The organism is Pseudomonas sp. 1L-E-NC-VB-C3, assembly GCF_057291535.1.
Genome location: NZ_JBXAWD010000016.1, coordinates 24,516 through 47,160, shown reverse-complemented (window position 1 = coordinate 47,160; position 22,645 = coordinate 24,516). Strand labels below are relative to the sequence as shown.

23 protein-coding genes and 1 other RNA gene are annotated in these 22,645 nt (G+C 59.7%); 18 read left to right on the top strand and 6 right to left on the bottom strand.

Annotation, left to right across the window (positions count from 1 at the left end):
• Window positions 1-22 precede the first annotated feature (22 nt).
• Window positions 23-1,117 carry a cell division protein ZapE gene (zapE, locus tag AC0Z5Z_RS22705; protein WP_016773254.1) on the top strand — a complete coding sequence of 365 codons (1,095 nt, stop codon included), beginning with the start codon at window positions 23-25 and terminating at the stop codon, window positions 1,115-1,117.
• 173 nt (window positions 1,118-1,290) lie between these two features.
• Here the strand turns inward: zapE and AC0Z5Z_RS22700 are convergent, their stop codons facing one another.
• Window positions 1,291-2,187, bottom strand: coding sequence for a GlxA family transcriptional regulator (locus AC0Z5Z_RS22700; RefSeq protein ID WP_163012735.1), 897 nt, complete (start codon window positions 2,185-2,187; stop codon window positions 1,291-1,293).
• Between the two features lie 250 nt (window positions 2,188-2,437).
• Here AC0Z5Z_RS22700 and AC0Z5Z_RS22695 point away from each other — a divergent pair, with 250 nt between their 5' ends.
• Window positions 2,438-3,574: an acyl-CoA dehydrogenase family protein gene (locus AC0Z5Z_RS22695; RefSeq protein WP_485611677.1), complete on the top strand. Its 1,137-nt coding sequence runs from the start codon at window positions 2,438-2,440 to the stop codon at window positions 3,572-3,574.
• 156 nt (window positions 3,575-3,730) lie between these two features.
• On the opposite strand, the gene AC0Z5Z_RS22690 is transcribed toward AC0Z5Z_RS22695, so the two are convergent.
• Window positions 3,731-4,771, bottom strand: coding sequence for an NADP(H)-dependent aldo-keto reductase (locus AC0Z5Z_RS22690; protein WP_039761359.1), 1,041 nt, complete (start codon window positions 4,769-4,771; stop codon window positions 3,731-3,733).
• Window positions 4,772-5,015: 244 nt separating this feature from the next.
• Between AC0Z5Z_RS22690 and rplM the strand changes: the two genes are divergently transcribed.
• The 7 genes from rplM to AC0Z5Z_RS22655 all read left to right on the top strand — a co-directional run bounded on the left by rplM (window position 5,016) and on the right by AC0Z5Z_RS22655 (window position 9,905).
• Entirely contained in the window at window positions 5,016-5,444 is a 429-nt protein-coding gene (gene rplM, locus AC0Z5Z_RS22685) for a 50S ribosomal protein L13 (protein ID WP_003228062.1), read from the top strand.
• A 14-nt stretch (window positions 5,445-5,458) separates the two neighbouring features.
• On the top strand, window positions 5,459-5,851 hold the full coding sequence (gene rpsI / locus AC0Z5Z_RS22680; RefSeq protein ID WP_003228056.1) for a 30S ribosomal protein S9: 393 nt from the start codon (window positions 5,459-5,461) through the stop codon (window positions 5,849-5,851).
• A gap of 273 nt (window positions 5,852-6,124) precedes the next feature.
• Window positions 6,125-6,718 (top strand): ubiquinol-cytochrome c reductase iron-sulfur subunit, encoded by a 594-nt coding sequence (petA, locus tag AC0Z5Z_RS22675; RefSeq protein ID WP_041479967.1) that lies wholly within the window; start codon window positions 6,125-6,127, stop codon window positions 6,716-6,718.
• On the top strand, window positions 6,718-7,929 hold the full coding sequence (locus tag AC0Z5Z_RS22670; protein WP_016773261.1) for a cytochrome b: 1,212 nt from the start codon (window positions 6,718-6,720) through the stop codon (window positions 7,927-7,929). Before petA ends, AC0Z5Z_RS22670 begins: the two co-directional genes overlap by 1 nt.
• Window positions 7,929-8,711 carry a cytochrome c1 gene (locus AC0Z5Z_RS22665; protein ID WP_016773262.1) on the top strand — a complete coding sequence of 261 codons (783 nt, stop codon included), beginning with the start codon at window positions 7,929-7,931 and terminating at the stop codon, window positions 8,709-8,711. Before AC0Z5Z_RS22670 ends, AC0Z5Z_RS22665 begins: the two co-directional genes overlap by 1 nt.
• A 146-nt stretch (window positions 8,712-8,857) precedes the next feature.
• Complete coding sequence (locus tag AC0Z5Z_RS22660) at window positions 8,858-9,475, top strand: glutathione S-transferase N-terminal domain-containing protein (protein WP_007961620.1); 618 nt, start codon at window positions 8,858-8,860, stop codon at window positions 9,473-9,475.
• Window positions 9,476-9,491: 16 nt separating this feature from the next.
• Window positions 9,492-9,905, top strand: coding sequence for a ClpXP protease specificity-enhancing factor (locus AC0Z5Z_RS22655; RefSeq protein WP_016773263.1), 414 nt, complete (start codon window positions 9,492-9,494; stop codon window positions 9,903-9,905).
• A gap of 48 nt (window positions 9,906-9,953) precedes the next feature.
• Here the strand turns inward: AC0Z5Z_RS22655 and AC0Z5Z_RS22650 are convergent, their stop codons facing one another.
• The 4 genes from AC0Z5Z_RS22650 to AC0Z5Z_RS22635 form a co-directional block, all read right to left on the bottom strand.
• The gene (locus tag AC0Z5Z_RS22650) at window positions 9,954-10,532 is read right to left on the bottom strand and encodes a BON domain-containing protein (RefSeq protein WP_024014250.1); all 579 of its coding nucleotides are present in this window, start codon (window positions 10,530-10,532) and stop codon (window positions 9,954-9,956) included.
• Window positions 10,529-11,122: a phosphoheptose isomerase gene (locus AC0Z5Z_RS22645; RefSeq protein ID WP_008082788.1), complete on the bottom strand. Its 594-nt coding sequence runs from the start codon at window positions 11,120-11,122 to the stop codon at window positions 10,529-10,531. The genes AC0Z5Z_RS22650 and AC0Z5Z_RS22645 overlap by 4 nt, the downstream gene beginning before the upstream one ends.
• A 101-nt stretch (window positions 11,123-11,223) precedes the next feature.
• A complete protein-coding gene (locus AC0Z5Z_RS22640; RefSeq protein ID WP_122603711.1) occupies window positions 11,224-11,586 on the bottom strand; it encodes a YraN family protein in 363 nt (120 codons plus the stop codon).
• Window positions 11,586-13,397, bottom strand: a complete 1,812-nt coding sequence (locus AC0Z5Z_RS22635; RefSeq protein WP_073473468.1) for a penicillin-binding protein activator — start codon at window positions 13,395-13,397, stop codon at window positions 11,586-11,588. The genes AC0Z5Z_RS22640 and AC0Z5Z_RS22635 overlap by 1 nt, the downstream gene beginning before the upstream one ends.
• Window positions 13,398-13,574: 177 nt before the next feature.
• Between AC0Z5Z_RS22635 and rsmI the strand changes: the two genes are divergently transcribed.
• From rsmI to mraY, 9 genes are all read left to right on the top strand, one after another.
• Window positions 13,575-14,480, top strand: a complete 906-nt coding sequence (gene rsmI / locus AC0Z5Z_RS22630; protein ID WP_016773267.1) for a 16S rRNA (cytidine(1402)-2'-O)-methyltransferase — start codon at window positions 13,575-13,577, stop codon at window positions 14,478-14,480.
• Between the two features lie 73 nt (window positions 14,481-14,553).
• Window positions 14,554-14,907: RNase P RNA component class A (gene rnpB / locus AC0Z5Z_RS22625), an RNA gene on the top strand.
• A 402-nt stretch (window positions 14,908-15,309) separates the two neighbouring features.
• On the top strand, window positions 15,310-15,765 hold the full coding sequence (gene mraZ / locus AC0Z5Z_RS22620; RefSeq protein ID WP_007917012.1) for a division/cell wall cluster transcriptional repressor MraZ: 456 nt from the start codon (window positions 15,310-15,312) through the stop codon (window positions 15,763-15,765).
• Window positions 15,762-16,709, top strand: coding sequence for a 16S rRNA (cytosine(1402)-N(4))-methyltransferase RsmH (rsmH, locus tag AC0Z5Z_RS22615; RefSeq protein WP_024014247.1), 948 nt, complete (start codon window positions 15,762-15,764; stop codon window positions 16,707-16,709). The genes mraZ and rsmH overlap by 4 nt, the downstream gene beginning before the upstream one ends.
• On the top strand, window positions 16,706-16,999 hold the full coding sequence (gene ftsL / locus AC0Z5Z_RS22610; protein WP_016773269.1) for a cell division protein FtsL: 294 nt from the start codon (window positions 16,706-16,708) through the stop codon (window positions 16,997-16,999). The genes rsmH and ftsL overlap by 4 nt, the downstream gene beginning before the upstream one ends.
• Window positions 16,999-18,738 (top strand): peptidoglycan D,D-transpeptidase FtsI family protein, encoded by a 1,740-nt coding sequence (locus AC0Z5Z_RS22605; RefSeq protein WP_174823877.1) that lies wholly within the window; start codon window positions 16,999-17,001, stop codon window positions 18,736-18,738. Before ftsL ends, AC0Z5Z_RS22605 begins: the two co-directional genes overlap by 1 nt.
• Window positions 18,738-20,201, top strand: coding sequence for a UDP-N-acetylmuramoyl-L-alanyl-D-glutamate--2,6-diaminopimelate ligase (locus AC0Z5Z_RS22600; protein ID WP_016773271.1), 1,464 nt, complete (start codon window positions 18,738-18,740; stop codon window positions 20,199-20,201). Before AC0Z5Z_RS22605 ends, AC0Z5Z_RS22600 begins: the two co-directional genes overlap by 1 nt.
• Window positions 20,194-21,561, top strand: coding sequence for a UDP-N-acetylmuramoyl-tripeptide--D-alanyl-D-alanine ligase (locus AC0Z5Z_RS22595; protein WP_150741843.1), 1,368 nt, complete (start codon window positions 20,194-20,196; stop codon window positions 21,559-21,561). Before AC0Z5Z_RS22600 ends, AC0Z5Z_RS22595 begins: the two co-directional genes overlap by 8 nt.
• A complete protein-coding gene (mraY, locus tag AC0Z5Z_RS22590; RefSeq protein ID WP_016773275.1) occupies window positions 21,561-22,643 on the top strand; it encodes a phospho-N-acetylmuramoyl-pentapeptide-transferase in 1,083 nt (360 codons plus the stop codon). The genes AC0Z5Z_RS22595 and mraY overlap by 1 nt, the downstream gene beginning before the upstream one ends.
• Window positions 22,644-22,645: the final 2 nt, after the last annotated feature.

The following is a 22,645-nucleotide window of genomic DNA, read 5'->3' as shown; positions in this document are numbered from 1 at the left end:
TTTGTTGCCTTGCTAACGAATTATGACGCCCCTAGAACGATATCAAGCTGATCTGAAACGCCCGGACTTCTTCCATGACGCCGCGCAGGAAACTGCTGTGCGTCACTTGCAGCGTCTGTACGACGACTTGATCGCCGCTGACCAGAACAAGCCGGGTTTGCTCGGCAAGCTGTTTGGCAAAAAGGATCAGGCACCGGTCAAGGGCCTGTATTTCTGGGGCGGCGTCGGTCGTGGCAAGACTTACCTGGTCGACACCTTCTTCGAAGCGTTGCCGTTCAAGGAAAAGACCCGCACGCACTTTCACCGCTTCATGAAGCGTGTGCACGAAGAAATGAAAACCCTGGGCGGCGAGAAGAACCCGCTGACCATCATCGCCAAGCGCTTCGCGGCCGAGTCGCGGGTGATCTGCTTCGATGAATTCTTCGTCTCCGACATCACTGACGCGATGATCCTCGGCACGCTGATGGAAGAGCTGTTCAAGAACGGCGTGACCCTGGTCGCGACGTCGAACATCGTGCCGGACGGCCTGTACAAGGATGGCCTGCAGCGCGCGCGCTTCCTCCCGGCCATCGCGTTGATCAAGCAGAACACCGAGATCGTCAACGTCGACAGCGGTGTTGACTATCGTCTGCGTCACCTCGAGCAAGCCGAGCTGTTCCACTATCCGCTCGACGAAGCCGCCCACGAAAGCCTGCGCAAGAGCTTCAAGGCACTGACGCCGGAGTGCACGGCAGCGGTGGAAAACGATGTGCTGATCATCGAGAACCGCGAAATCCGCGCTCTGCGCACCTGCGACGACGTGGCCTGGTTCGACTTCCGCGAACTGTGCGACGGCCCGCGCAGCCAGAACGACTACATCGAACTGGGCAAGATTTTCCACGCCGTGCTGCTCAGCGGCGTCGAGCAGATGAGCGTCACCACCGACGACATCGCCCGGCGCTTCATCAACATGGTCGACGAGTTCTACGATCGCAACGTCAAGCTGATCATTTCTGCTGAAGTCGAGTTGAAGGATCTGTACACCGGCGGACGCCTGACCTTCGAGTTTCAGCGCACGCTGAGCCGACTGCTGGAGATGCAATCCCACGAGTTTCTGTCGCGGGCGCACAAGCCTTAAGCGGAGTCTCAGCGACAAAAAAGGGCCTGCGATTGCAGGCCTTTTTTATGCGCTGAAGTTTTTCCCTGTGGGAGCGAGCCTGCTCGCGAAAGCGCAGTGTCAGCAACGTCAATGTTGCAGGTAAGTACGTATTCGCGAGCAGGCTCGCTCCCACATTGGATCGCGCAGTTGAGTTACGCAGCCTGCTGAAACTGTTGCCGATACTGGTTAGGCGACAGTTCGGTGTGCTGGCGGAACAGTCGCGCGAAGAAGCTCGCATCGTCGTAACCGACCTCATAACTGATGGTCTTGATGCTCTTGCGCGTGCCCGAAAGCAGGCCCTTGGCCGTCTCGATGCGCAGGCGTTGCAAGTAATGCAGCGGCTTGTCGCCGGTGGCGGTCTGGAAGCGGCGCATGAAGTTGCGGATGCTCATGCCGTGCTCGCGGGCGACGTCTTCGAAGCGGAACTTGTCGGCAAAATGTTCTTCGAGCCACTGCTGGATCTGCAGGATGATCACGTCCTGATGCAGCTTCTGCCCACCGAAACCGATACGTCCCGGCGAATAGCTGCGCTGCACTTCGTAGAGGATGTCGCGGGCCACGGCTTGCGCCACGTTCGCGCCGCAGAAGCGTTCGATCAGATAGATATAGAGATCGCATGCCGAGGTAGTACCGCCGGCGCAGTAGAGATTGTCGGCGTCGGTCAGGTGCTTGTCCTGATTCAGATAGACCTTGGGGAAGCGCTCGGCGAAGGCATTGAAGAAGCGCCAGTAGGTGGTCGCTTCCTTGCCGTTGAGCAGCCCGGCTTCGGCGAGCCAGAACACCCCGGTAGCTTCGCCGCACAACACCGCACCGCGCGCATGCTGTTCGCGCAGCCACGGCAGGATTTGCGGGTAACGGCCGCACAGCGTATCGAAGTCGTCCCAGAACGCCGGGAGGATGATCACATCGGCGTTTTCCAGGCCACCGTCGACCGGCATGACCACGTCGCTGAAGCTTTTTACCGGTTTGCCATCCGGGCTGACCAGGCGCGTTTCAAACGCCGGTGTCAGGCCGTGGCCCAGTTGTTTGCCGTAACGCAGGCTGGCCACATGGAAAAAATCCTTGGCTTGCATGAGGGTGTAAGCGAAAACCCGGTCGATGGCCAGGATGCTGACGCGCCGCAAGGGCGGGGAGACGTGCTTAGACATAATTCAACTTTTGTTTTGTTTTTATAAGGGAAAGTGGTCACCAGACGGCTGGATCGTCTTATTTTTTGTCGGATGTGTCCAGTGTCCCGTAGCGGGAGTCGGGCTTAGTCTCTGAGAGCCGAATCCCTCCAACAACAAAGAAAGGTGCCGCATGATCCCCAGAACCCTGTTCAGCCCCGAGCACGAATTGTTCCGCGACAGTGTGCGAACTTTCCTCGAAAAAGAGGCCGTGCCGTATCACGCGCAGTGGGAGAAGCAGGGGTACATCGATCGCGCACTGTGGAACAAGGCGGGGGAGGCGGGGATGCTTTGTTCGCATCTGCCGGAGGAGTACGGCGGGCTGGGCGCGGATTTCCTCTACAGCACCGTGGTTATTGAGGAAGTCGGGCGCCTGGGACTCACCGGCATCGGCTTTTCCCTGCACTCGGATATCGTCGCGCCGTACATCCTGCATTACGGCAGCGAAGCGCTGAAGCACAAGTACCTGCCGAAACTGGTCTCGGGCGAAATGGTCACGGCGATTGCCATGACCGAGCCAGGGGCGGGTTCCGACCTGCAAGGGGTGAAAACCACGGCGGTGCTCGACGGTGACGAATATGTGATCAACGGCTCGAAAACCTTTATCACCAACGGCTTTCTGGCTGATCTGGTCATCGTGGTGGCCAAGACCGACCCGAAGGCCGGGGCCAAGGGCACCAGCCTGTTCCTGGTGGAGGCGAATACGCCGGGCTTCGAGAAGGGCAAGCGCTTGGAGAAGGTCGGCATGAAGGCGCAGGACACCTCGGAACTGTTCTTCCAGGACATGCGCGTGCCGAAGGAGAACCTTCTCGGCCAGGCGGGGGCCGGGTTTGCCTATCTGATGCAGGAGTTACCGCAAGAGCGCCTGACCGTGGCGATTGGCGGCCTGGCCTCGGCTGAAGCGGCGTTGCAATGGACGCTGGATTACACCCGTGATCGCAAGGCGTTCGGCAAGTCGATTGCCGATTTCCAGAACACCCGCTTCAAACTGGCCGAAATGGCTACAGAGATCCAGATCGGCCGGGTTTTTGTCGACCGCTGCCTGGAGCTGCATCTGCAAGGCAAACTCGATGTGCCGACGGCGGCGATGGCCAAATATTGGGGCACCGACCTGCAATGCAAAGTGCTCGACGAATGCGTGCAACTGCATGGCGGCTACGGCTTCATGTGGGAATACCCGGTGGCCCGGGCGTGGGCGGATGCGCGGGTGCAGCGGATTTATGCCGGCACCAATGAAATCATGAAAGAGATTATTGCGCGGTCGCTCTGATGATCGTTCCCACGCTCTGCGTGGGAATGCCGCCGGGGACGCTCCGCGTTCCGCTGTTGAGGTAATCCGACTGGCCCCTTCGCGAGCAGGCTCGCTCCCACAGGTACAGTGTTCCACTGTGGGAGCGAGCCTGTTCGCGAAGCTTTTGGCGGTCAGTTACGGCGCCGGATTCGGATGATCCTTGTGAATCGCCTCGATCCCGGCCAGCACTTCATCGGACAGTTTCAGATCAAAACTGGCAATGTTGCTGTCCAGTTGCTCAAGCGTCGTCGCGCCAATGATGTTGCTGGTGACGAACGGTTGCTGGGTCACGAAGGCCAGTGCCATTTGCGCCGGGTCCAGACCGTGTTCACGGGCCAATGCAACGTAACGGCTGCACGCCGCTTCGGATTGCGGGTTGAAATAGCGGCTGAAGCGGCTGTAGAGGCTCAGGCGGCCTTTCGGTGGTCGGGCGCCGCCTTCGTACTTGCCGGAGAGGAAGCCGAACGCCAGTGGCGAGTAGGCGAGCAGGCCGCACTGTTCGCGAATGGCGATCTCGGCCAAGCCGACTTCGAAGCTGCGGTTGAGCAGGTTGTACGGGTTCTGGATCGACACTGCACGCGGCCAGCCACGGGCTTCGGCCAAAGCCAGAAAGCGCATGGTGCCCCACGGCGTCTCGTTGGACAGGCCGATGTGGCGGATCTTGCCGGCCTTCACCTGCTCGTCGAGGGCTTCGAGGGTGTCTTCCAGTGGCGTCAGGTTCGCTTCGATCTTGTGCTTGTAGCCCAGCTGTCCGAAAAAGTTGGTGCTGCGTTCCGGCCAGTGCAGTTGATACAGATCGATGTAATCGGTCTGCAGGCGCTTGAGGCTGCCGTCCAGTGCTTCGGTGATGTGCTGGCGGTTGTGGCGCAGGTTCTTGTCGCGGATGTAATCGATGGTGTTGCCGGGGCCGGCGATCTTGCTGGCGAGGATCCAGTCGGCACGGTCACCGCGACTCTTGAAGTAATTGCCGATGTAGCGCTCGGTGGTGGCGTAGGTTTCGGCTTTGGGCGGCACCGGATACATTTCGGCAGTGTCGAGGAAATTGATCCCGGCTTCCTTGGCCCTTTCGATCTGGGCGAAGGCTTCAGCTTCAGTGTTTTGCTCGCCCCAGGTCATGGTGCCGAGGCAGATTGCACTCACGTTCAGGTCGGTACGGCCTAGCTGGCGATAGTCCATCGGGTGCTCCTTGGGCAAAACAATCATAAAAGCAGGTTGAAAAATTTTTCGCAATCTGCATAATTGCCGACCTCTTTCTGCAGTGGAAGTGATGCGCCGCCGCCGAAGAATCTTGCCGTTGAACGGACGCGCCGACCCGAGCCCCCGAAAGCGTCTGTATCCGGCTGCCTTTGACTTGTCAAAGTACGCACTATTCAGTAAGATCCGCCGTCTTATTTACAGGCGGCCCCTGAGGCTATAAAGAATGAAAACTTTTACTGCTAAACCGGAAACAGTAAAGCGCGACTGGTTTGTCGTCGACGCTGCTGGTCAGACCCTGGGTCGTCTGGCCACCGAAATCGCGAGCCGTCTGCGTGGCAAGCACAAGCCTGAGTACACTCCTCACGTTGACACCGGCGACTACATCGTCGTCATCAACGCCGAGCAGATCCGTGTTACCGGCGCTAAAACCACTGACAAAATGTACTACTCCCACTCCGGTTTCCCGGGCGGCATCAAGTCGATCAACTTTGAAAAGCTGATCGCCAAAGCCCCTGAGCGCGTGATCGAGACCGCGGTTAAAGGCATGCTGCCTAAAAACCCACTGGGTCGCGACATGTACCGTAAGCTGAAAGTCTATGCGGGCGCTGCACACCCTCATACTGCTCAGCAGCCCCAAGAACTGAAGATTTAACGGAATAGTTCATTATGTCGGCGACTCAAAATTACGGCACTGGCCGTCGCAAGACCGCAACCGCACGCGTTTTCCTGCGTCCGGGTACTGGTAACATCTCCATCAACAACCGTTCGCTGGATAACTTCTTCGGCCGCGAAACTGCCCGCATGGTAGTTCGTCAGCCGCTGGAGCTGACCGAGACTGTCGAGAAGTTCGACATCTACGTCACCGTGATCGGCGGTGGTGTAAGTGGTCAGGCTGGCGCAATCCGCCACGGCATCACCCGCGCTCTGATGGACTACGACGAAACCCTGCGTAGCGCTCTGCGCAAAGCTGGCTTCGTTACCCGCGACGCCCGTGAAGTTGAACGTAAGAAAGTTGGTCTGCGTAAAGCGCGTAAGCGTCCGCAGTACTCGAAGCGTTAATTCCGCTTCCGCGTTCAAAAAAGAACGCCCGCCTCCTCACGGAAGCGGGCGTTTTTTTATGCGTGCGATTTATCAAAGAATTGCGTTGTGACAACTTGCCACAGCCGTAGACCCCCTATACTCCAAGGCTTGAGGGGTTGATCCCCGGGGAATTAACCTTGTCAGAATTGGGGGTTTTCATTACCATTCGGGCAAAATTTTTATAAGTAACATTTGATTTATTTAGTAGACGCCTGATTTAACAGGCCAAAAAAGCTGATGGGAGAGGACTGAATGAGCAATGACGGCGTGAATGCAGGCCGGCGTCGCTTCCTGGTGGCAGCCACATCCGTGGTGGGTGCTGCAGGAGCGGTGGGGGCTGCGGTCCCGTTCGTGGGGTCATGGTTTCCCAGTGCCAAGGCGAAAGCTGCCGGTGCACCGGTGAAAGTGAATGTCAGCAAAATCGAGCCAGGCCAGCAGATGATTGCTGAATGGCGCGGCCAGCCGGTGTTCATTGTCCGCCGTACCGAGGAAATCCTGGGGAATCTCAAGAAGATCGAGGGTCAGCTCTCCGATCCGACCTCCAAAAACTCCACGCAACCCACTTATGTCGACCCGGAAGTACGTTCGATCAAGCCGGAAATTCTCCTGCTGATCGGGATCTGTACGCACCTGGGTTGCTCACCGACCTTCCGTCCCGAAGTGGCACCTGCGGATCTGGGCAAGGACTGGGTAGGCGGCTATTTCTGCCCGTGCCACGGCTCCCACTACGATCTGGCTGGCCGCGTCTACAAGTCGCAACCTGCGCCTTTGAACCTGCCAGTTCCCCCGCATTCCTATGAGACCGATGAGCTGATTGTCATTGGCGTCGATACGGAGAAAGCGTGATGAGCAAGTTCATGGATTGGGTTGATGCGCGCTTTCCCGCGACCAAAATGTGGGAAGACCATCTCAGCAAATATTACGCACCAAAAAACTTCAACTTCTTCTATTTCTTCGGCTCGCTGGCGCTCCTGGTGCTGGTCAACCAGATCGTCACCGGCGTCTGGCTGACGATGAGCTATACGCCGTCGGCAGAAGAGGCATTTGCTTCCGTCGAATACATCATGCGCGACGTCGAGTACGGTTCGATCCTGCGTCTGCTGCACTCGACCGGCGCTTCGGCGTTTTTCATCGTCGTCTATCTGCACATGTTCCGCGGCCTGCTCTACGGCTCGTACCAGAAACCGCGCGAGCTGGTCTGGGTGTTCGGCATGCTGATCTACCTGGCGCTGATGGCCGAAGCGTTCATGGGTTACCTGCTGCCTTGGGGCCAGATGTCGTACTGGGGCGCCCAGGTGATCATCTCGCTGTTCGGTGCGATTCCGCTGATCGGCGATGACCTGACCCAGTGGATTCGTGGTGACTACCTGATCTCCGGAATCACCCTGAACCGCTTCTTCGCCTTGCACGTTGTCGCGCTGCCGATCGTGATTCTCGGTCTGGTGGTGTTGCACATCCTGGCGCTGCACGAAGTGGGCTCGAACAACCCTGACGGCGTCGATATCAAGAAGCACAAAGACGAAAACGGTATCCCGCTGGACGGCATCGCCTTCCACCCGTACTACACGGTGAAGGATATTGTCGGTGTCGTGGTGTTCCTGTTCATCTTCTGCTTCATTGTGTTCTTCTTCCCGGAAATGGGCGGCTACTTCCTCGAAAAACCAAACTTCGAGCCGGCTAACCCGTTCAAGACGCCTGAGCATATTGCCCCGGTCTGGTACTTCACTCCGTTTTACGCAATCCTGCGTGCGGTGCCGGACAAGCTCATGGGCGTTATCGCCATGGGCGCGGCGATTGCGGTGCTGTTCGTGCTGCCATGGCTGGATCGCAGTCCGGTGAGATCGATGCGCTACAAGGGCTGGATGAGCAAAATCTGGCTGGTGGTGTTCTGCATTTCTTTCGTGATTCTCGGCATCCTCGGCGTTCTTGCGCCGACGCCGGGGCGCACGTTGCTGTCGCAGGTCTGCACCTTCCTGTATTTCGCCTACTTCATTCTGATGCCGTTCTACACCCGGCTCGAGAAGACCAAACCGGTTCCGGAAAGGGTGACTGGCTGATGAAAAAGTTATTTCTTGCTCTGATTTTTACTGCGCTGCCTTCCCTGGCTTTTGCTGCCGGGGGCCATGGTCCGGAACTGGAAAGTGTCGATATCGACGTCTCCGACAAAGCCGCCCTGCAGGATGGTGCACGGACCTTTGCCAACTATTGCATGGGGTGCCACAGCGCCAAGTTCCAGCGTTACGAGCGCGTTGCCGATGACCTCGGCATTCCGCACGAGTTGATGCTGGAGAAGCTGGTATTCACCGGTGCCAAGATTGGCGACCACATGAACATCGGCATGCAGCCGGCCGACGCCAAGACCTGGTTCGGCGCAGCGCCACCCGATCTCACACTGGTAGCGCGGGTGCGCGGAACCGATTGGCTCTACGGTTACCTGAAGTCGTTCTACGAAGATCCGGCGCGTCCATGGGGCGTGAACAACAAGGTCTTCCCGAACGTCGGCATGCCTAACGTGCTGGTCGGCCTGCAAGGTCGGCAGGTCGTCGGCTGCAAGCAGGTGCAGATCGTGGAGGACGGCAAGAAGCAATACGATCCGCTGACCGGCACGCCGCTGACTCATGAAGCGTGTGATCAGTTGACCATCGTGCCGAAGTCCGGTGCTCTGAACGAAGAGCAGTTCGATGAGAAGGTCAAGAATCTGGTAACCTTCCTGGCTTACTCGGCTAACCCGGTTAAGCTGCAACATCAGCGCATCGGTACTTATGTCTTGCTGTACCTGGCGTTCTTCTTTGTGTTCGCCTACCTGCTCAAGCGTGAATACTGGAAAGACGTGCACTGATACGCTTCAAGCATTGCTGTTAATCGCGCGCGCCCAAGGGCGCCTCCGCTAAAGCAGGGTCTGCTCAGTCAGACCCTGCGGGAGGTGCCCTCTGGGCGCGCGCGTTTTTCCGGTTCCGACAAATTCAACAAGCGAGGAGGATCGCCATGGGCGTGACCAATCGGTTGGCCTGTTACTCCGACCCCGCCGACCACTATTCCCACCGAGTGCGCATCGTGCTTGCAGAGAAGGGTGTCAGCGCCGAAATCATCTACGTGGAAGCGGGCCGCCAGCCGCCTAAACTGATTGAGGTGAACCCTTACGGCAGTCTGCCGACGCTGGTCGATCGTGACCTGGCGTTGTGGGAGTCGACCGTGGTGATGGAGTATCTGGATGAGCGTTACCCGCACCCGCCGCTGATGCCGGTTTATCCGGTAGCGCGGGCCAACAGTCGTCTGCTGATCCACAGGATTCAGCGTGACTGGTGCGGGCTGGTGGATCTGATTCTGGATCCCAAGAGCAAAGAGGCTGCACGGGTCGTGGCGCGCAAGGAATTGCGCGAAAGCCTGACCGGCGTTTCGCCGCTGTTTGCCGACAAACCGTTCTTCCTCAGTGAGGAACAAAGTCTGGTGGATTGCTGCCTATTACCCATACTCTGGCGTTTGCCGATTCTGGGTATTGAACTGCCGCGGCCGGCCAAGCCGCTGCTTGATTATATGGAGCGTCAGTTTGCGCGTGAGGCTTTCCAGGCGAGTCTGTCTGGTGTCGAACGCGATATGCGCTAAGGCTTAAGGAGCCGCTATGAACTCCAGTCGACCTTATCTGGTCCGCGCGCTCTACGAGTGGATTGTGGATAACGATTGCACCCCGCACATGCTGGTCAACTCCGAGTACCCGGCGGTGCAGGTGCCACAGGGTTTTGCCAGTGACGGCCAGATCGTCCTGAACATCTCGCCCAGTGCCGTGCGTCATCTGCACATGGACAACGACGTGGTGACGTTCGAAGGCCGCTTCGGCGGTGTTCCGCACAGTCTCTACGTGCCGATCAGCGCGATCCTGGGCATCTACGCCCGGGAGAACGGCCAGGGCATGGTGTTTGACCTCGAGTTGCCGATGGACGACGAGGAAGACATCGATCCGGATGACGACTCGCCGCCACCGGGCAGCGAGCCGCCACGTCCGAGTGGCCGGCCAAGCTTGAAGGTTGTGAAATAAAAAAAGGCGATCCGGATGGATCGCCTTTTTTATGTCTGCCTTTTACGGTCAGTCGATGTATTCGAACAGCTTCACGATCTTCTGCACACCGGACACACCCTGAACCAGATTGGTTGCCTGAGTGGCTTCCTGTTTGGTCAGCAGGCCCAGCAGATAGACGATGCCATTCTCGGTCACGACCTTGATACGCGAGCCGGGGATGCTGGCGTCGGTGAGCATCTGGGTCTTGATCTTGGTGGTCAGCCACGCGTCGTTCTGGCGCGCGAGCAGGGAGGACGGTTGCAGCACTTGCAGTTCGTTGTGCACCTTCTTCACGCGCTGGACGTTGGCGGCGGCCTGTTCGGCTTTGGCCTTGAGGTCTTCGCGTGGCGTCTGGCCGGCGAGCAGGACCACGCCGTTGAAACTGGTGATGACGATGTGCGAGTCGTTGTCCAGGGCCGGGTCGGCCTTGGCGATGTTCACGCCTGCTTTGGTCTCGATCAGCGAGTCGTCGATCTTGCTGCCGAATGTGCGCGTGCCACGGTCGTCTTCGATCGGCGCTTCACGGCTGGCATTCACCACCGAGGTGCAGCCGCTGATGCCGAGGCACAGGGTCAAGGCCAGAAGGCCAAGGCGATTAGGGGTCATTCTTCACTCCCGAACAGTTGGCTGTCGATCAGATCGCAAAGGCAATGGATCGCCAGCAAGTGGACTTCCTGAATACGTGCAGTGACGTTGGCCGGTACGCGAATCTCGACGTCCTCGGGCAACAGCAGCGACGCCATGCCGCCGCCATCGCGTCCGGTCAAAGCTACGACAATCATTTCGCGATCATGTGCGGCCTGGATCGCTTGAATAATGTTCGCCGAGTTGCCGCTGGTCGAAATCGCCAGCAATACATCGCCCGGCTGGCCGAGCGCGCGGATCTGCTTGGAGAACACTTCGTTGTAGCTGTAATCGTTGGCGATCGAGGTGATCGTCGAAGTGTCGGTGGTCAGCGCAATCGCCGGCAGGCTCGGACGCTCGCGCTCGAAGCGGTTGAGCAGCTCCGAAGAAAAATGCTGGGCATCGCCGGCCGATCCACCGTTGCCGCACGAGAGCATTTTGCCTTCGTTGAGCAGGGCGTTGACCATGATCTGGCTGGCTTGCTCGATGTGCGGTGCAAGTACGTCCATCGCCTGTTGCTTGGTGTCGATACTGGCCTGAAATAGCTGGCGAATTCGGGATTGCATGTCCATCTGTGTGACCTTAAGTGGCGCGGCTGTTCGGCACGTGAATGTGCAGCCGGCAAAGCAAAGAGCAAAATGTGTCGGACGAAAACGGGGCAGGGTGCAGGCGATCAACTGTCGAAAGCATTCTGCAACCAGTTCAGCTGATTCGGGTGGCTGTCGATCGCCACCACATCGAAGCGGCAGGGGGAATTGGCCCAACGCGACTCGCGCTGAAGAAAATACTGTGCTGCAAAGATCAGTTTCTGCTGCTTGCGCTCGTCGATACTGGCGAGCGCGCCACCCCATTGAGTGTTTTTTCTGTAGCGAACTTCAACGAATACTACTGTATCGCCATCAAGCATGACCAGATCAAGCTCGCCGCGTTTGCATAACCAGTTCTGCGCCAACAGGTGCAGACCTTGTTGTTGCAGATGTTCGAGCGCTTGGCGCTCGGCATCCTTGCCGCTTTGCGAGCGTGACCTGTCGGGCATCAGCGCGGTGTGTCCGGCAGGCGCTGCACCTGACCGCTGACGAACTGTGCCCATGGCAGCTGGCGCACTACGCGTTGGGTCTGGGTCATGCCGAGGCTGCCCGACTGACCTTCGATGCGGCTGTCCGGCAGGGCCTTGAGTTGGCCCAGACGCGGTGCCAGGCGATAGGCGTCGGCGCCCATGGCGTACAGGCGACCGAGGCTGCCATTGGCTTGCGGCCATTGCGCAGCCACCTGCTGGCGCAGCGGATCGCTGGTTTCCAGCAGCCATGGGGTTTCGCAGAAGCGAATGCCGTTCATGTCGTTGTACTGATTGACGTCGCCGCTGGCGCTGTACACGTGGGAAGTCGCGTAGACCGGCACGTCACCGGCGTACTGGAAGTTCAGGGTCGGCTTGATCTGCTGGGCCTGTTGCGGCGTGGCGGCCAAGAAGATGAATTCGATGTCCTGGCGACGCGAAGGCTGGGCGGCGACATTGGTGCCGGCAACATTCTGCAGGCTCTTGGCGCGAGCTTCGCTCTGACGCAGCTGGAACATGTCGGCGATCTGCTGGGCCAGTTGCACCGGCTGATCGACACGCTCGGTGGCAACGATACTGCCGCCATTGGCTTGCCAGTCCTGGCTGAAGGCACGCAGGACGCGATCGCCCCATTCGCCCTTCGGCACCATGATCGCGGCGCGATGCAGGCCGTCGGCACGAGCGCGACGGGAAACTTCGCGAGCTTCGTCTTCAGCCGCCAGGCCGAACTGGAACAACTGCGCCGGGCCTTGCTCGCCTTCGCTGTAGTTCAGCGCCAGGGTGGTGATTGGCAGTTGCGGGCGAGTGCTCAGTTGCTTGACCAGTGGTTTTTCCAGTGGGCCGACTACCAGTTGCACGCCGTCAGCCTGAGCCTTGCGATAGAACTCGTCCATCGAAGTCAGCTTCGAGCTGTCGTAGAACTCGATGGCAGGTGGGTTCTGGCCGGCCTGTTGCGCCTGATAATGCGCGGCCATGAAGCCTTCACGCAGCGCTTTGCCGACCGACGCCAACTGGCCGTCCTGTGGCAGCAGCAGGGCGATTTTGCTCAGTGGCTGGCTGGCCAGTTCCTTGAGCTTGGTCAGCGGCAGCGGCAGGTTGATCGCCGCCGGGTGCTTTGGATTCTGCGCACGCCAGTTGTCGATCGCGGCTTGTTGCTGTTCCAGCGTGCCTGCGGTTTTCACCGCTTGCGCCAGTGCCATCCAGCCGCCGAGATCGTCGGTGTTGTTCGGTTGCAATTGATCGGTTGGCAGCGAAGCGATCAGGGTCCAGATCGCTTCGTGGTTCTTGCTCGCCGCTTCGCCTTCCAGCATCGGTGCAATGAACACACGCTCACGGGCAGCGGCCAGCGTCTGGCCATCGGCTTCAAGGGCGCGGGCGTGAACAGTGCCAGTGCGCACTTGCTGCTCTTCCGGCATTTCCCCGAGCTTCTGGAAGCTCGGATGGCTCAGGGCGGTCAGCGCAGCTTTCGGCTGATTGCGCGTCATGGCCAGTTCGGCGGACAGCGTATTGGCGAAAATCTGCTGGCCTGGCTTGAGTTGCTCCACCGGCACTTGTTGCAGGATTTGCGCGGACTGGCCGGCATTGCCTTGGCGGTAGGCCTGGTCCGCCGCGCTCAGGCGCAGCAGGGCGGCTTGTTCCGGGGTTTTAGCCTGCGCAGCCTGTTCGAGCAGTTGCTCGATGCTGGCGTCCGGAGTCCGTGGAAGTTCGCCAAGGCTGGAGGAAGGGGAGCTGGCACACGCGGCCAACAAGGCAGCGAGGCAGAGGGCAGTGAACAGCCGCAGGCAAGCGATCATGTAAGTGTTCCTGATACTCGATCAAATTAGCGTGGAATTGTACCCAAGCACTGGCCGGGGCGCGATGTTACTGGCATGAATCGGTCAATTTAGCAGGAGTAAATGTTGCGCAAACGCACAACCGGGCGAAAAACCGCACTCGGCCGGAGCGCATCGCAAGCCTCATGACGCGCTACAATGGCCGCTTTTACCGATCACGAGGTGTGCGCTTTGACTGCTCCAGGTCCTTTGAATTCCGCTGCTGGCTCGCTTTATGTGGTGGCGACGCCCATCGGCAACCTGGACGACATCAGCGCCCGGGCCTTGAAAATCCTCCGTGAAGTGGCCCTGATTGCAGCGGAAGACACCCGGCATTCGGCGCGCCTGATGCAGCACTTCGGCATCGGCACGCCCTTGGCCGCATGTCACGAACACAACGAACGGGATGAGGGTAGCCGCTTTATTACGCGGTTGTTGGCGGGCGACAACGTCGCGCTGATCTCCGATGCCGGCACGCCGCTGATTTCCGATCCGGGTTATCACCTGGTGCGTCAGGCCCGTGCGGCCGGGATCAACGTGGTGCCGGTGCCGGGTGCCTGTGCGTTGATCGCAGCGCTGTCGGCGGCGGGCTTGCCGTCCGACCGTTTTATCTTCGAAGGCTTTCTGCCGGCCAAGTCGGTCGGACGCAAGGCGCGTCTGGAAGCAGTCAAAGAAGAGCCGCGCACATTGATTTTCTATGAAGCGCCGCATCGCATTCTCGAATGCCTGCAGGATATGGAAGCAGTGTTTGGCGGCGAGCGTCAGGCTCTGCTGGCGCGGGAAATCACCAAGACCTTCGAAACCCTCAAAGGCCTGCCGCTCAGCGAACTGCGTGCGTTCGTCGAGTCCGACAGCAATCAGCAGCGCGGCGAGTGCGTAGTGCTGGTGGCCGGCTGGACCGCGCCGGAGTCGGAGGACGCGGTCAGCAGCGAAGCCATGCGCATCCTCGATCTGCTTCTGGAGGAAATGCCGCTCAAGCGCGCCGCCGCACTGGCAGCGCAAATCACCGGCGAGCGCAAAAACGTGTTGTATCAGGTGGCGCTGGATAAACAGAAAGGCGTGTAAGCCGTCGCCCATGGCGTTCTTGAGGGTTTTAGCGCTTGTTCTTCCGGCGCTCTGCCGTTAACCTTCGCGGCGGAGAGTCGATCGGACAGTCGCTGCCCTCTATGAAAATTAGGGGGGGGAGGAAAGTCCGGGCTCCATAGGGCGAAGTGCCAGGTAATGCCTGGGAGGCGTGAGCCTACGGAAAGTGCCACAGAAAATAACCGCCTAAGCGCGCAAGCGCCGGTAAGGGTGAAAAGGTGCGGTAAGAGCGCACCGCACGTCTGGCAACAGTTCGTGGCTAGGTAAACCCCACTTGGAGCAAGACCAAATAGGGTCCCAAGGCGTGGCCCGCGCTGGGACCGGGTAGGTTGCTAAAGATGTCCAGTGATGGCCATCGTAGACGAATGACTGTTCAAGACAGAACCCGGCTTACAGATCGACTCTCCACCTTTTTCTTTCCCTGCTTGAAACAAAGAAGACGCGGCTGTGTAATATCAGCCGGCCTGGTCTGAAATTCCGGCAGCGGCAAACGCGGTAATAGCCTTTTCCCACCCTGCTTCAATCAACAGCCGAAGCGCCTTTGTAATACCGAAAAAATCTTACTCTTAACAAACTACTTTAACTTTCGAGCGCAGCTTTCAGTGCTGCATCAAGTTATTGACCAAAACTTCACGTCAGATTCTCGTTGAGCCTCCTTTTACGTCGCTAAATCTCCGTTCTGTAAGGCTTTTCCTTTAATCCGCGCCTTGACGGTGTGGTGGGCGCATTCCTATAGTGTGCGCAAGTGGCGGAAAGTGGCATGAAGTGGGTTTTTTGAGCTCAAAACGATAAAAATTGGAGAAACGCTGACGTGTTTCGCGGAGCTAACGCTATCAGTCTCGATGCAAAGGGCCGTCTCGCCATGCCGAGCCGGTACCGTGACGAGCTCGATTCGCGCAGTTCCGGCCAATTGATCGTGACCATTGATGCCGTTGATCCATGCCTCTGTGTCTATCCGCTCGATGAGTGGGAAATTATTGAAACCAAGTTGCGCGCACTCCCTTCGCTTCGCGAAGAGAACCGTCGCCTGCAACGTTTATTGATTGGTAATGCCGTCGACCTCGAACTCGATGGCAGTGGTCGTTTCCTGGTTCCGCCGCGTTTGCGCGAATACGCCAAGCTCGATAAGCGCGCGATGCTGGTCGGCCAACTGAACAAGTTCCAATTGTGGGACGAGGATGCATGGAATGCGGTATCTGCCGCTGACCTTGCTGCTATTCAACAACCGGGCGCGATGCCTGATGAACTGCGTGATTTGATCCTGTGACTATTGATAGCGGCTTTAACCACATCACCGTACTGCTTGACGAAGCCGTCGAGGCTCTCGCCGTACGTCCTGATGGCTGCTATCTGGACGGCACGTTCGGGCGCGGCGGGCACAGTCGGTTGATCCTCAGCCAGCTCGGGCCGGACGGTCGACTCATCGGATTCGACAAGGATCCTCAAGCGATTGCCACCGGGCAAACGCTAGCGGCCGAAGACGGCCGCTTTGTCGTTGTGCAGCGCAGCTTTGCCGAGCTCGGTTCGGTGGTTGCCGAGCAAGGCCTGACCGGCAAGGTCAGCGGCATTCTGCTCGACCTCGGCGTGTCGTCGCCGCAGCTCGATGACGCCGAGCGCGGCTTCAGTTTCCTCAATGACGGGCCGCTGGACATGCGCATGGACCCGTCCCGTGGCATCAGCGCTGCCGAATTCGTCAACACCGCGCCGGTGGAAGAAATCGCCCGGGTGTTCAAGGAGTATGGCGAAGAACGTTTCTCCGGGCGTATGGCCCGTGCCGTTGCCGAGCGCCGTGACATCAAGCCGTTCGAGCGCACCGCCGATCTGGCCGAAGTGCTGAAAGTCGCCAACCCGGCGTGGGAAAAGGGCAAGAACCCTGCCACCCGCGCGTTCCAGGGGTTGCGCATTCACGTCAACAACGAACTCGGCGATCTGGAAGCCGGTCTCGACGCCGCGCTGGAAGCGCTGGAAGTTGGCGGCCGTCTGGTGGTGATCAGCTTCCACTCGCTGGAAGACCGCATCGTCAAACTGTTCATGCGCAAGCTGGTGAAAGGCGAGGCCGACAATTTGCCGCGCAACCTGCCGGTTCGCCACGTCGCCTTCGAACCGAAAATCAAAATCCACGGCAAAGCGCAGACGGCCTCCGACGCCGAACTCAAAGCCAACCCACGTTCCCGTAGCGCCGTCATGCGTGTCGCGGAGAAGTTGCGGTGAGCAAGCTTTTCGCCAAACCACTGCCCGGCGGCAGCTTTCTGATGCTGCTGCTGTTTATCGGCGTGCTGTTTTCGGCCATTGCCGTGTCGTACAGCGCGCACTGGAACCGGCAGTTGCTCAACACCCTTTATAACGAACTCAGCGTGCGCGACAAGGCGCAGGCCGAGTGGGGCCGCTTGATTCTCGAGCAGAGCACCTGGACTGCGCACAGCCGCATCGAAGTGCTGGCCACTGAACAACTGAAAATGCACATCCCTGGCGCGGCTGACGTGAAGATGGTGGCGCCATGATGAAACTCGAAGGCGCACTGTTCCCATGGCGCTTCCGCCTGATGGTGGCGCTACTCGGTCTGATGGTCGCGGCGATCTGCTGGCGGATCATCGACCTGCAAGTGGTCGACCGTGACTTCCTCAAAGGGCAGGGCGATGCGCGCAGCCTGCGGCATATTCCGATTCCGGCGCACCGTGGCCTGATCACCGACCGTAACGGCGAGCCTCTGGCTGTCAGTACCCCAGTGACCACGCTGTGGGCCAACGCCAAGGAAATGCAGTCGGCCAAAGAGAAGTGGCCGGCACTCGCCGCCGCGCTGGGCCAGAACCCGAAAGCCCTGAGCGAACGCCTCGAAGCCCAGGCCAACAAAGAATTCATTTATCTGGTGCGCGGGCTGACCCCCGAGCAGGGTCAGGCTGTGCTCGATCTGAAAGTGCCGGGCGTCTACGGCATCGAAGAATTCCGCCGCTTCTACCCGGCCGGTGAAGTCACCGCGCACATGGTCGGCTTTACCGACATCGACGATCACGGTCGCGAAGGCGTCGAGCTGGCCTATGACGAATGGCTGGCCGGGGTGCCGGGCAAACGACAAGTCATCAAGGATCGCCGTGGCCGGTTGATCAAGGATGTTCAAGTCACCAAGAACGCCAAGGCTGGCAAGCCCTTGGCGTTGTCGATTGACCTGCGTCTGCAATACCTGGCCAACCGCGAGCTGCGCAACGCGATCATCGAAAACGGCGCTAAGGCCGGCAGTCTGGTGATCATGGACGTAAAGACCGGCGAGATCCTGGCCATGGTCAACCAGCCGACCTACAACCCGAACAACCGTCGCAACCTGCAACCGGCGATGATGCGCAACCGCGCCATGATCGACGTGTTCGAGCCGGGTTCGACCATGAAAGCCATTTCCATGAGCGCGGCAATCGAAACCGGCCGCTGGAAACCGAGCGACACCGTCGAGGTGTATCCGGGCTCGTTGCAGATCGGTAAATACACCATTAAAGACGTGTCGAAGACCGAAGGGCCAGTGCTCGATCTGACCGGCATCCTGATCAATTCCAGTAACGTCGGCATGAGTAAGGTCGCCTTCGATATCGGCGGCGAAACGATTTTCCGTCTCGCGCAGAAAGTCGGCCTCGGTCAGGACACCGGCCTGGGCTTCCCCGGCGAACGTGTCGGCAATCTGCCCAACTACCGCGAATGGCGCAAGGCTGAAACTGCAACCTTGTCTTACGGCTACGGTATTTCCGTGACCGCGATCCAGTTGGTGCACGCGTTCTCGGCGCTGGCCAACAACGGTCGTCTCGCGCCACTGACCCTGATCAAAACCGACAAGATGCCGCAGACCACCCAAGTGCTGCCGGAAGCCGTGGCGAAAACCATGCAGGGCATGTTGCAGCAGGTAATCGAAGCGCCGCGCGGCGTGTTCCGTGCGCAGGTGCCGGCTTATCACGTCGGCGGCAAGTCGGGTACCGCGCGCAAGACTTCGGTCGGCACCAAGGGCTACGCAGAAAACTCCTACCGTTCGCTGTTCGCCGGCTTCGGCCCGATGAGCGATCCGCGTTACGCCATCGTTGTGGTGATCGATGAACCGACCAAGGCCGGGTACTTCGGTGGTCTGGTGTCCGCGCCGGTGTTCAGCCGTGTGATGTCCGGCACCCTGCGTCTGATGAACGTGACCCCGGACAACCTGCCGACCACCCAACAGGCCAACGCCACCCCGGTCGTTCCGCTGAAAGCCAATGGAGGGCGCGGCTGATGTCATTAAGTCTGAACAAGATATTTCCCCACGCCGGCCACGATCTGTTGATCCGTGAACTGGCGCTGGACAGCCGCAACGTGCGCGCCGGCGACTTGTTTCTCGCCGTGCCCGGCGGCCGTTTCGATGGCCGTGCGCACATCGCCGATGCCTTGCAACGCGGCGCGGCTGCCGTGGCTTATGAAGTCGAAGGCGCCACCGTGCTGCCGATCACTGACGTGCCGCTGATTCCGGTCAAGGGTCTGGCGGCGCAACTTTCGGACATTGCCGGGCGTTTTTACGGTGAGCCGAGTCATCACCTGAACCTGATCGGCGTCACTGGCACCAACGGCAAGACCAGCGTGACCCAACTGGTTGCGCAGGCACTTGATCTGCTCGGCCAGCATTGCGGCATCGTCGGTACGCTGGGTTCCGGTTTCTACGGCGCGCTGGAAAGCGGCCTGCACACCACGCCGAACCCGATTGCCGTGCAAGCGACCCTGGGTGACCTGAAAAAGGCCGGTGCCAAAGCCGTGGCCATGGAAGTCTCGTCCCACGGTCTGGATCAGGGCCGGGTCACCGCGCTGGCGTTCGACGTGGCGGTGATGACCAACCTGTCCCGCGATCATCTGGATTATCACGGCACCATGCAGGCGTACGCCGAGGCCAAGGCCCGGCTGTTCGCCTGGAATGACCTGAAGTGCCGCGTGGTCAACCTCGACGACGATTTCGGCCGGCAACTGGCGGCGGAAAAACGCGAGTCGCGTTTGATCACCTACAGCCTGCTCGACAGCAGTGCCTACCTGTTCTGCCGCGAAGCGCAGTTCGACGACCATGGTGTACGCGCCACGCTGGTCACGCCGCAGGGCGAGCATCACCTGCGCAGTACGCTGCTTGGTCGTTTCAACCTGAGTAACGTGCTGGCCGCAGTCGGCGCCTTGCTCGGTCTGGATTACGCTCTCGACGAAATTCTCAAAGTGCTGCCGAAGCTCGAAGGCCCGGCCGGTCGCATGCAGCGTCTGGGTGGTGGCACGCAGCCGTTGGTGGTGGTCGATTACGCCCACACCCCGGATGCACTGGAAAAAGTTCTCACAGCACTGCGCCCGCACGTAAAAGGCCAATTGCTGTGCCTGTTCGGCTGCGGCGGTGATCGCGATCGCGGCAAACGTCCGTTGATGGCCGAAGTGGTCGAGCGTCTGGCTGACCAGGTGTTGGTCACCGACGACAACCCGCGCACTGAAGATCCGGCAGTGATCTTCGACGACATCCGCGCCGGTTTCACCGCTGTGGATAAAGTCACTTTCGTCGCCGGTCGCGGCCAGGCCATCGCGCAACTTATCGCCGGCGCGACCGCTGACGACGTGATTGTTCTCGCCGGCAAAGGTCACGAGGACTATCAGGAAATCAACGGCGTGCGCCATGCCTTTTCCGATCTGGTCGAGGCCGATCATGCCCTGACCGCGTGGGAGGTGGCCCATGCTTAAGGCCCTGACACTCAGTGAACTGACCAACGTCCTCGAAGCCCGTTTGATCGGCGCTGATGCGAGTTTCGACGGCGTCAGCATCGACAGCCGTGCGATCCAGCCTGGTCAGTTGTTCATCGCCCTGACCGGCCCGCGTTTCGACGGTCATGATTATCTGAACGACGTTGCCGGCAAAGGCGCCGTGGCGGCACTGGTCGAGCGCGAAGTCGCCGACAGCGCGTTGCCGCAATTGCTGGTCAAGGACACCCGTCAGGCGCTGGGCCAACTCGGCGCGTTGAACCGTGCTGCGTTCACCCAGCCAGTGGCGGCGGTGACCGGTTCCAGTGGCAAGACCACGGTCAAGGAAATGCTCGCGAGCATCCTGCGCACGCGCGGTCCGGTGCTGGCGACCCGTGGCAACCTGAACAACGACCTCGGCGTCCCGCTGACCCTGATCGAACTGGCGCCGGAACACACCTCCGCCGTGATCGAACTGGGCGCTTCGCGTCTCGGTGAAATCGCCTACACCGTCGGCCTGACCAAGCCGCACGTAGCGATTCTGAACAACGCCGGCACCGCTCACGTCGGTGAGTTCGGCGGTCCGGAAAAAATCGTCGAAGCCAAAGGTGAAATCATCGAGGGTCTGGCCGCCGATGGCATCGCCGTGCTCAACCTCGATGACAAGGCCTTCGGTATCTGGAGGACCCGCGCTGCCGGTCGTCAGGTGCTGACCTTCGCTCTCAGCAACAGCGAGGCGAATTTCCACGCCAGCGATCTGGCCACCGATGCCCGTGGTTGCCCGGCGTTCAATCTGCACACGCCTGAAGGTAGCGAGCGCGTGCAACTGAACCTGCTCGGTACTCATAACGTCGCCAATGCCCTGGCTGCCGCCGCTGCTGCTCACGCCTTGGGCGTGTCGCTGTTCGGCATCGCCACCGGCCTCGGTGCGGTGCAACCGGTCAAGGGGCGCACCGTCGCGCAACTGGCAAAAAACGGCATGCGCGTGATCGATGACACCTACAACGCAAACCCCACCTCGATGTGCGCGGCCGTTGATATACTCGCCGGCTTTTCCGGCCGCACCGTCCTGGTGCTCGGCGATATCGGCGAGTTGGGCGACTGGGCGGAGCAGGGGCACCGCGACGTGGGCGAGTACGCCCGAGGCAAGGTTTCTGCGCTTTACGCGGTCGGGCCGAACATGGTCCACGCGGTAAACGCTTTCGGTGAGCAGGCGCAGCACTTCGGCACCCAGGCCGAGCTGATCCAGGCCCTCGCCGCCGAGCAGGACACAAACACCACCATTTTGATCAAGGGTTCGCGCAGCGCAGCGATGGAAAACATCGTTGCGGCTCTGTGCGGGTCCAGTCTGGAGAAACATTAATGCTGCTGCTGCTAGCGGAGTATCTGCAACAGTTCTACAAAGGCTTCGCGGTCTTCCAGTACCTGACCCTGCGCGGGATTCTCGGTGTGCTGACCGCGCTGGTCTTGTCGCTGTGCTATGGCCCGTGGATGATCCGTACTCTGCAGAACCGTCAGATCGGCCAATCGGTGCGTAACGACGGTCCGCAATCGCACCTGTCCAAATCCGGTACGCCGACCATGGGTGGCGCGCTGATTCTGTCTTCGATCGGCGTCAGCACCTTGCTCTGGGCTGACCTGAGCAACCGCTACGTCTGGGTGGTGCTGCTGGTGACCCTGCTGTTCGGCGCCATCGGCTGGGTCGACGATTACCGCAAAGTCATCGAGAAGAACTCCCGTGGCCTGCCGAGCCGCTGGAAGTATTTCTGGCAGTCGGTGTTCGGCCTCGGCGCTGCGATCTTCCTTTATATGACTGCCGCGACGCCGGTGGAAACCACGCTGATTCTGCCGATGCTCAAGGACTACAGCATCCCGCTGGGCGCCGGTTTCATCGTGCTGACCTACTTCGTCATTGTCGGTTCGAGCAACGCGGTCAACCTGACTGACGGCCTCGACGGCCTGGCGATCATGCCGACGGTGATGGTCGGCGGCGGCCTGGGGATTTTCTGCTACCTGTCGGGCAACGTGAAGTTCGCCGAATACCTGCTGATTCCTTACGTGCCGGGCGCAGGCGAATTGATCGTGTTCTGCGGTGCGCTGATCGGTGCCGGTCTCGGTTTCCTCTGGTTCAACACCTATCCAGCGCAGGTGTTCATGGGCGACGTCGGTGCCCTGGCACTCGGCGCGGCACTGGGCACCATCGCGGTGATCGTCCGTCAGGAAATCGTCCTGTTCATCATGGGCGGCGTGTTCGTGATGGAAACCCTGTCAGTGGTCATTCAGGTTGCCTCCTTTAAGCTGACCGGTCGCCGCGTGTTCCGCATGGCGCCGATTCACCACCACTTTGAACTCAAGGGCTGGCCTGAGCCGCGCGTGATCGTCCGTTTCTGGATCATCACCGTGATTCTCGTCCTGGTCGGCCTTGCCACCCTGAAGCTGAGGTAGAA

Coding starts and splice junctions, on each gene's coding strand:
- rplM (WP_003228062.1), top strand. CDS start 5,016: ATGAAAACTTTTACTGCTAAACCGGAAACAGTAAAGCGCGACTGGTTT.
- AC0Z5Z_RS22660 (WP_007961620.1), top strand. CDS start 8,858: ATGGGCGTGACCAATCGGTTGGCCTGTTACTCCGACCCCGCCGACCAC.
- zapE (WP_016773254.1), top strand. CDS start 23: ATGACGCCCCTAGAACGATATCAAGCTGATCTGAAACGCCCGGACTTC.
- AC0Z5Z_RS22645 (WP_008082788.1), bottom strand. CDS start 11,122: ATGGACATGCAATCCCGAATTCGCCAGCTATTTCAGGCCAGTATCGAC.
- AC0Z5Z_RS22595 (WP_150741843.1), top strand. CDS start 20,194: ATGCTTAAGGCCCTGACACTCAGTGAACTGACCAACGTCCTCGAAGCC.
- AC0Z5Z_RS22665 (WP_016773262.1), top strand. CDS start 7,929: ATGAAAAAGTTATTTCTTGCTCTGATTTTTACTGCGCTGCCTTCCCTG.
- AC0Z5Z_RS22690 (WP_039761359.1), bottom strand. CDS start 4,771: ATGGACTATCGCCAGCTAGGCCGTACCGACCTGAACGTGAGTGCAATC.
- AC0Z5Z_RS22600 (WP_016773271.1), top strand. CDS start 18,738: ATGTCATTAAGTCTGAACAAGATATTTCCCCACGCCGGCCACGATCTG.
- AC0Z5Z_RS22695 (WP_485611677.1), top strand. CDS start 2,438: ATGATCCCCAGAACCCTGTTCAGCCCCGAGCACGAATTGTTCCGCGAC.
- AC0Z5Z_RS22605 (WP_174823877.1), top strand. CDS start 16,999: ATGAAACTCGAAGGCGCACTGTTCCCATGGCGCTTCCGCCTGATGGTG.
- AC0Z5Z_RS22635 (WP_073473468.1), bottom strand. CDS start 13,397: ATGATCGCTTGCCTGCGGCTGTTCACTGCCCTCTGCCTCGCTGCCTTG.
- AC0Z5Z_RS22650 (WP_024014250.1), bottom strand. CDS start 10,532: ATGACCCCTAATCGCCTTGGCCTTCTGGCCTTGACCCTGTGCCTCGGC.
- AC0Z5Z_RS22670 (WP_016773261.1), top strand. CDS start 6,718: ATGAGCAAGTTCATGGATTGGGTTGATGCGCGCTTTCCCGCGACCAAA.
- rpsI (WP_003228056.1), top strand. CDS start 5,459: ATGTCGGCGACTCAAAATTACGGCACTGGCCGTCGCAAGACCGCAACC.
- mraY (WP_016773275.1), top strand. CDS start 21,561: ATGCTGCTGCTGCTAGCGGAGTATCTGCAACAGTTCTACAAAGGCTTC.
- AC0Z5Z_RS22655 (WP_016773263.1), top strand. CDS start 9,492: ATGAACTCCAGTCGACCTTATCTGGTCCGCGCGCTCTACGAGTGGATT.
- AC0Z5Z_RS22640 (WP_122603711.1), bottom strand. CDS start 11,586: ATGCCCGACAGGTCACGCTCGCAAAGCGGCAAGGATGCCGAGCGCCAA.
- rsmI (WP_016773267.1), top strand. CDS start 13,575: ATGGCCGCTTTTACCGATCACGAGGTGTGCGCTTTGACTGCTCCAGGT.
- petA (WP_041479967.1), top strand. CDS start 6,125: ATGAGCAATGACGGCGTGAATGCAGGCCGGCGTCGCTTCCTGGTGGCA.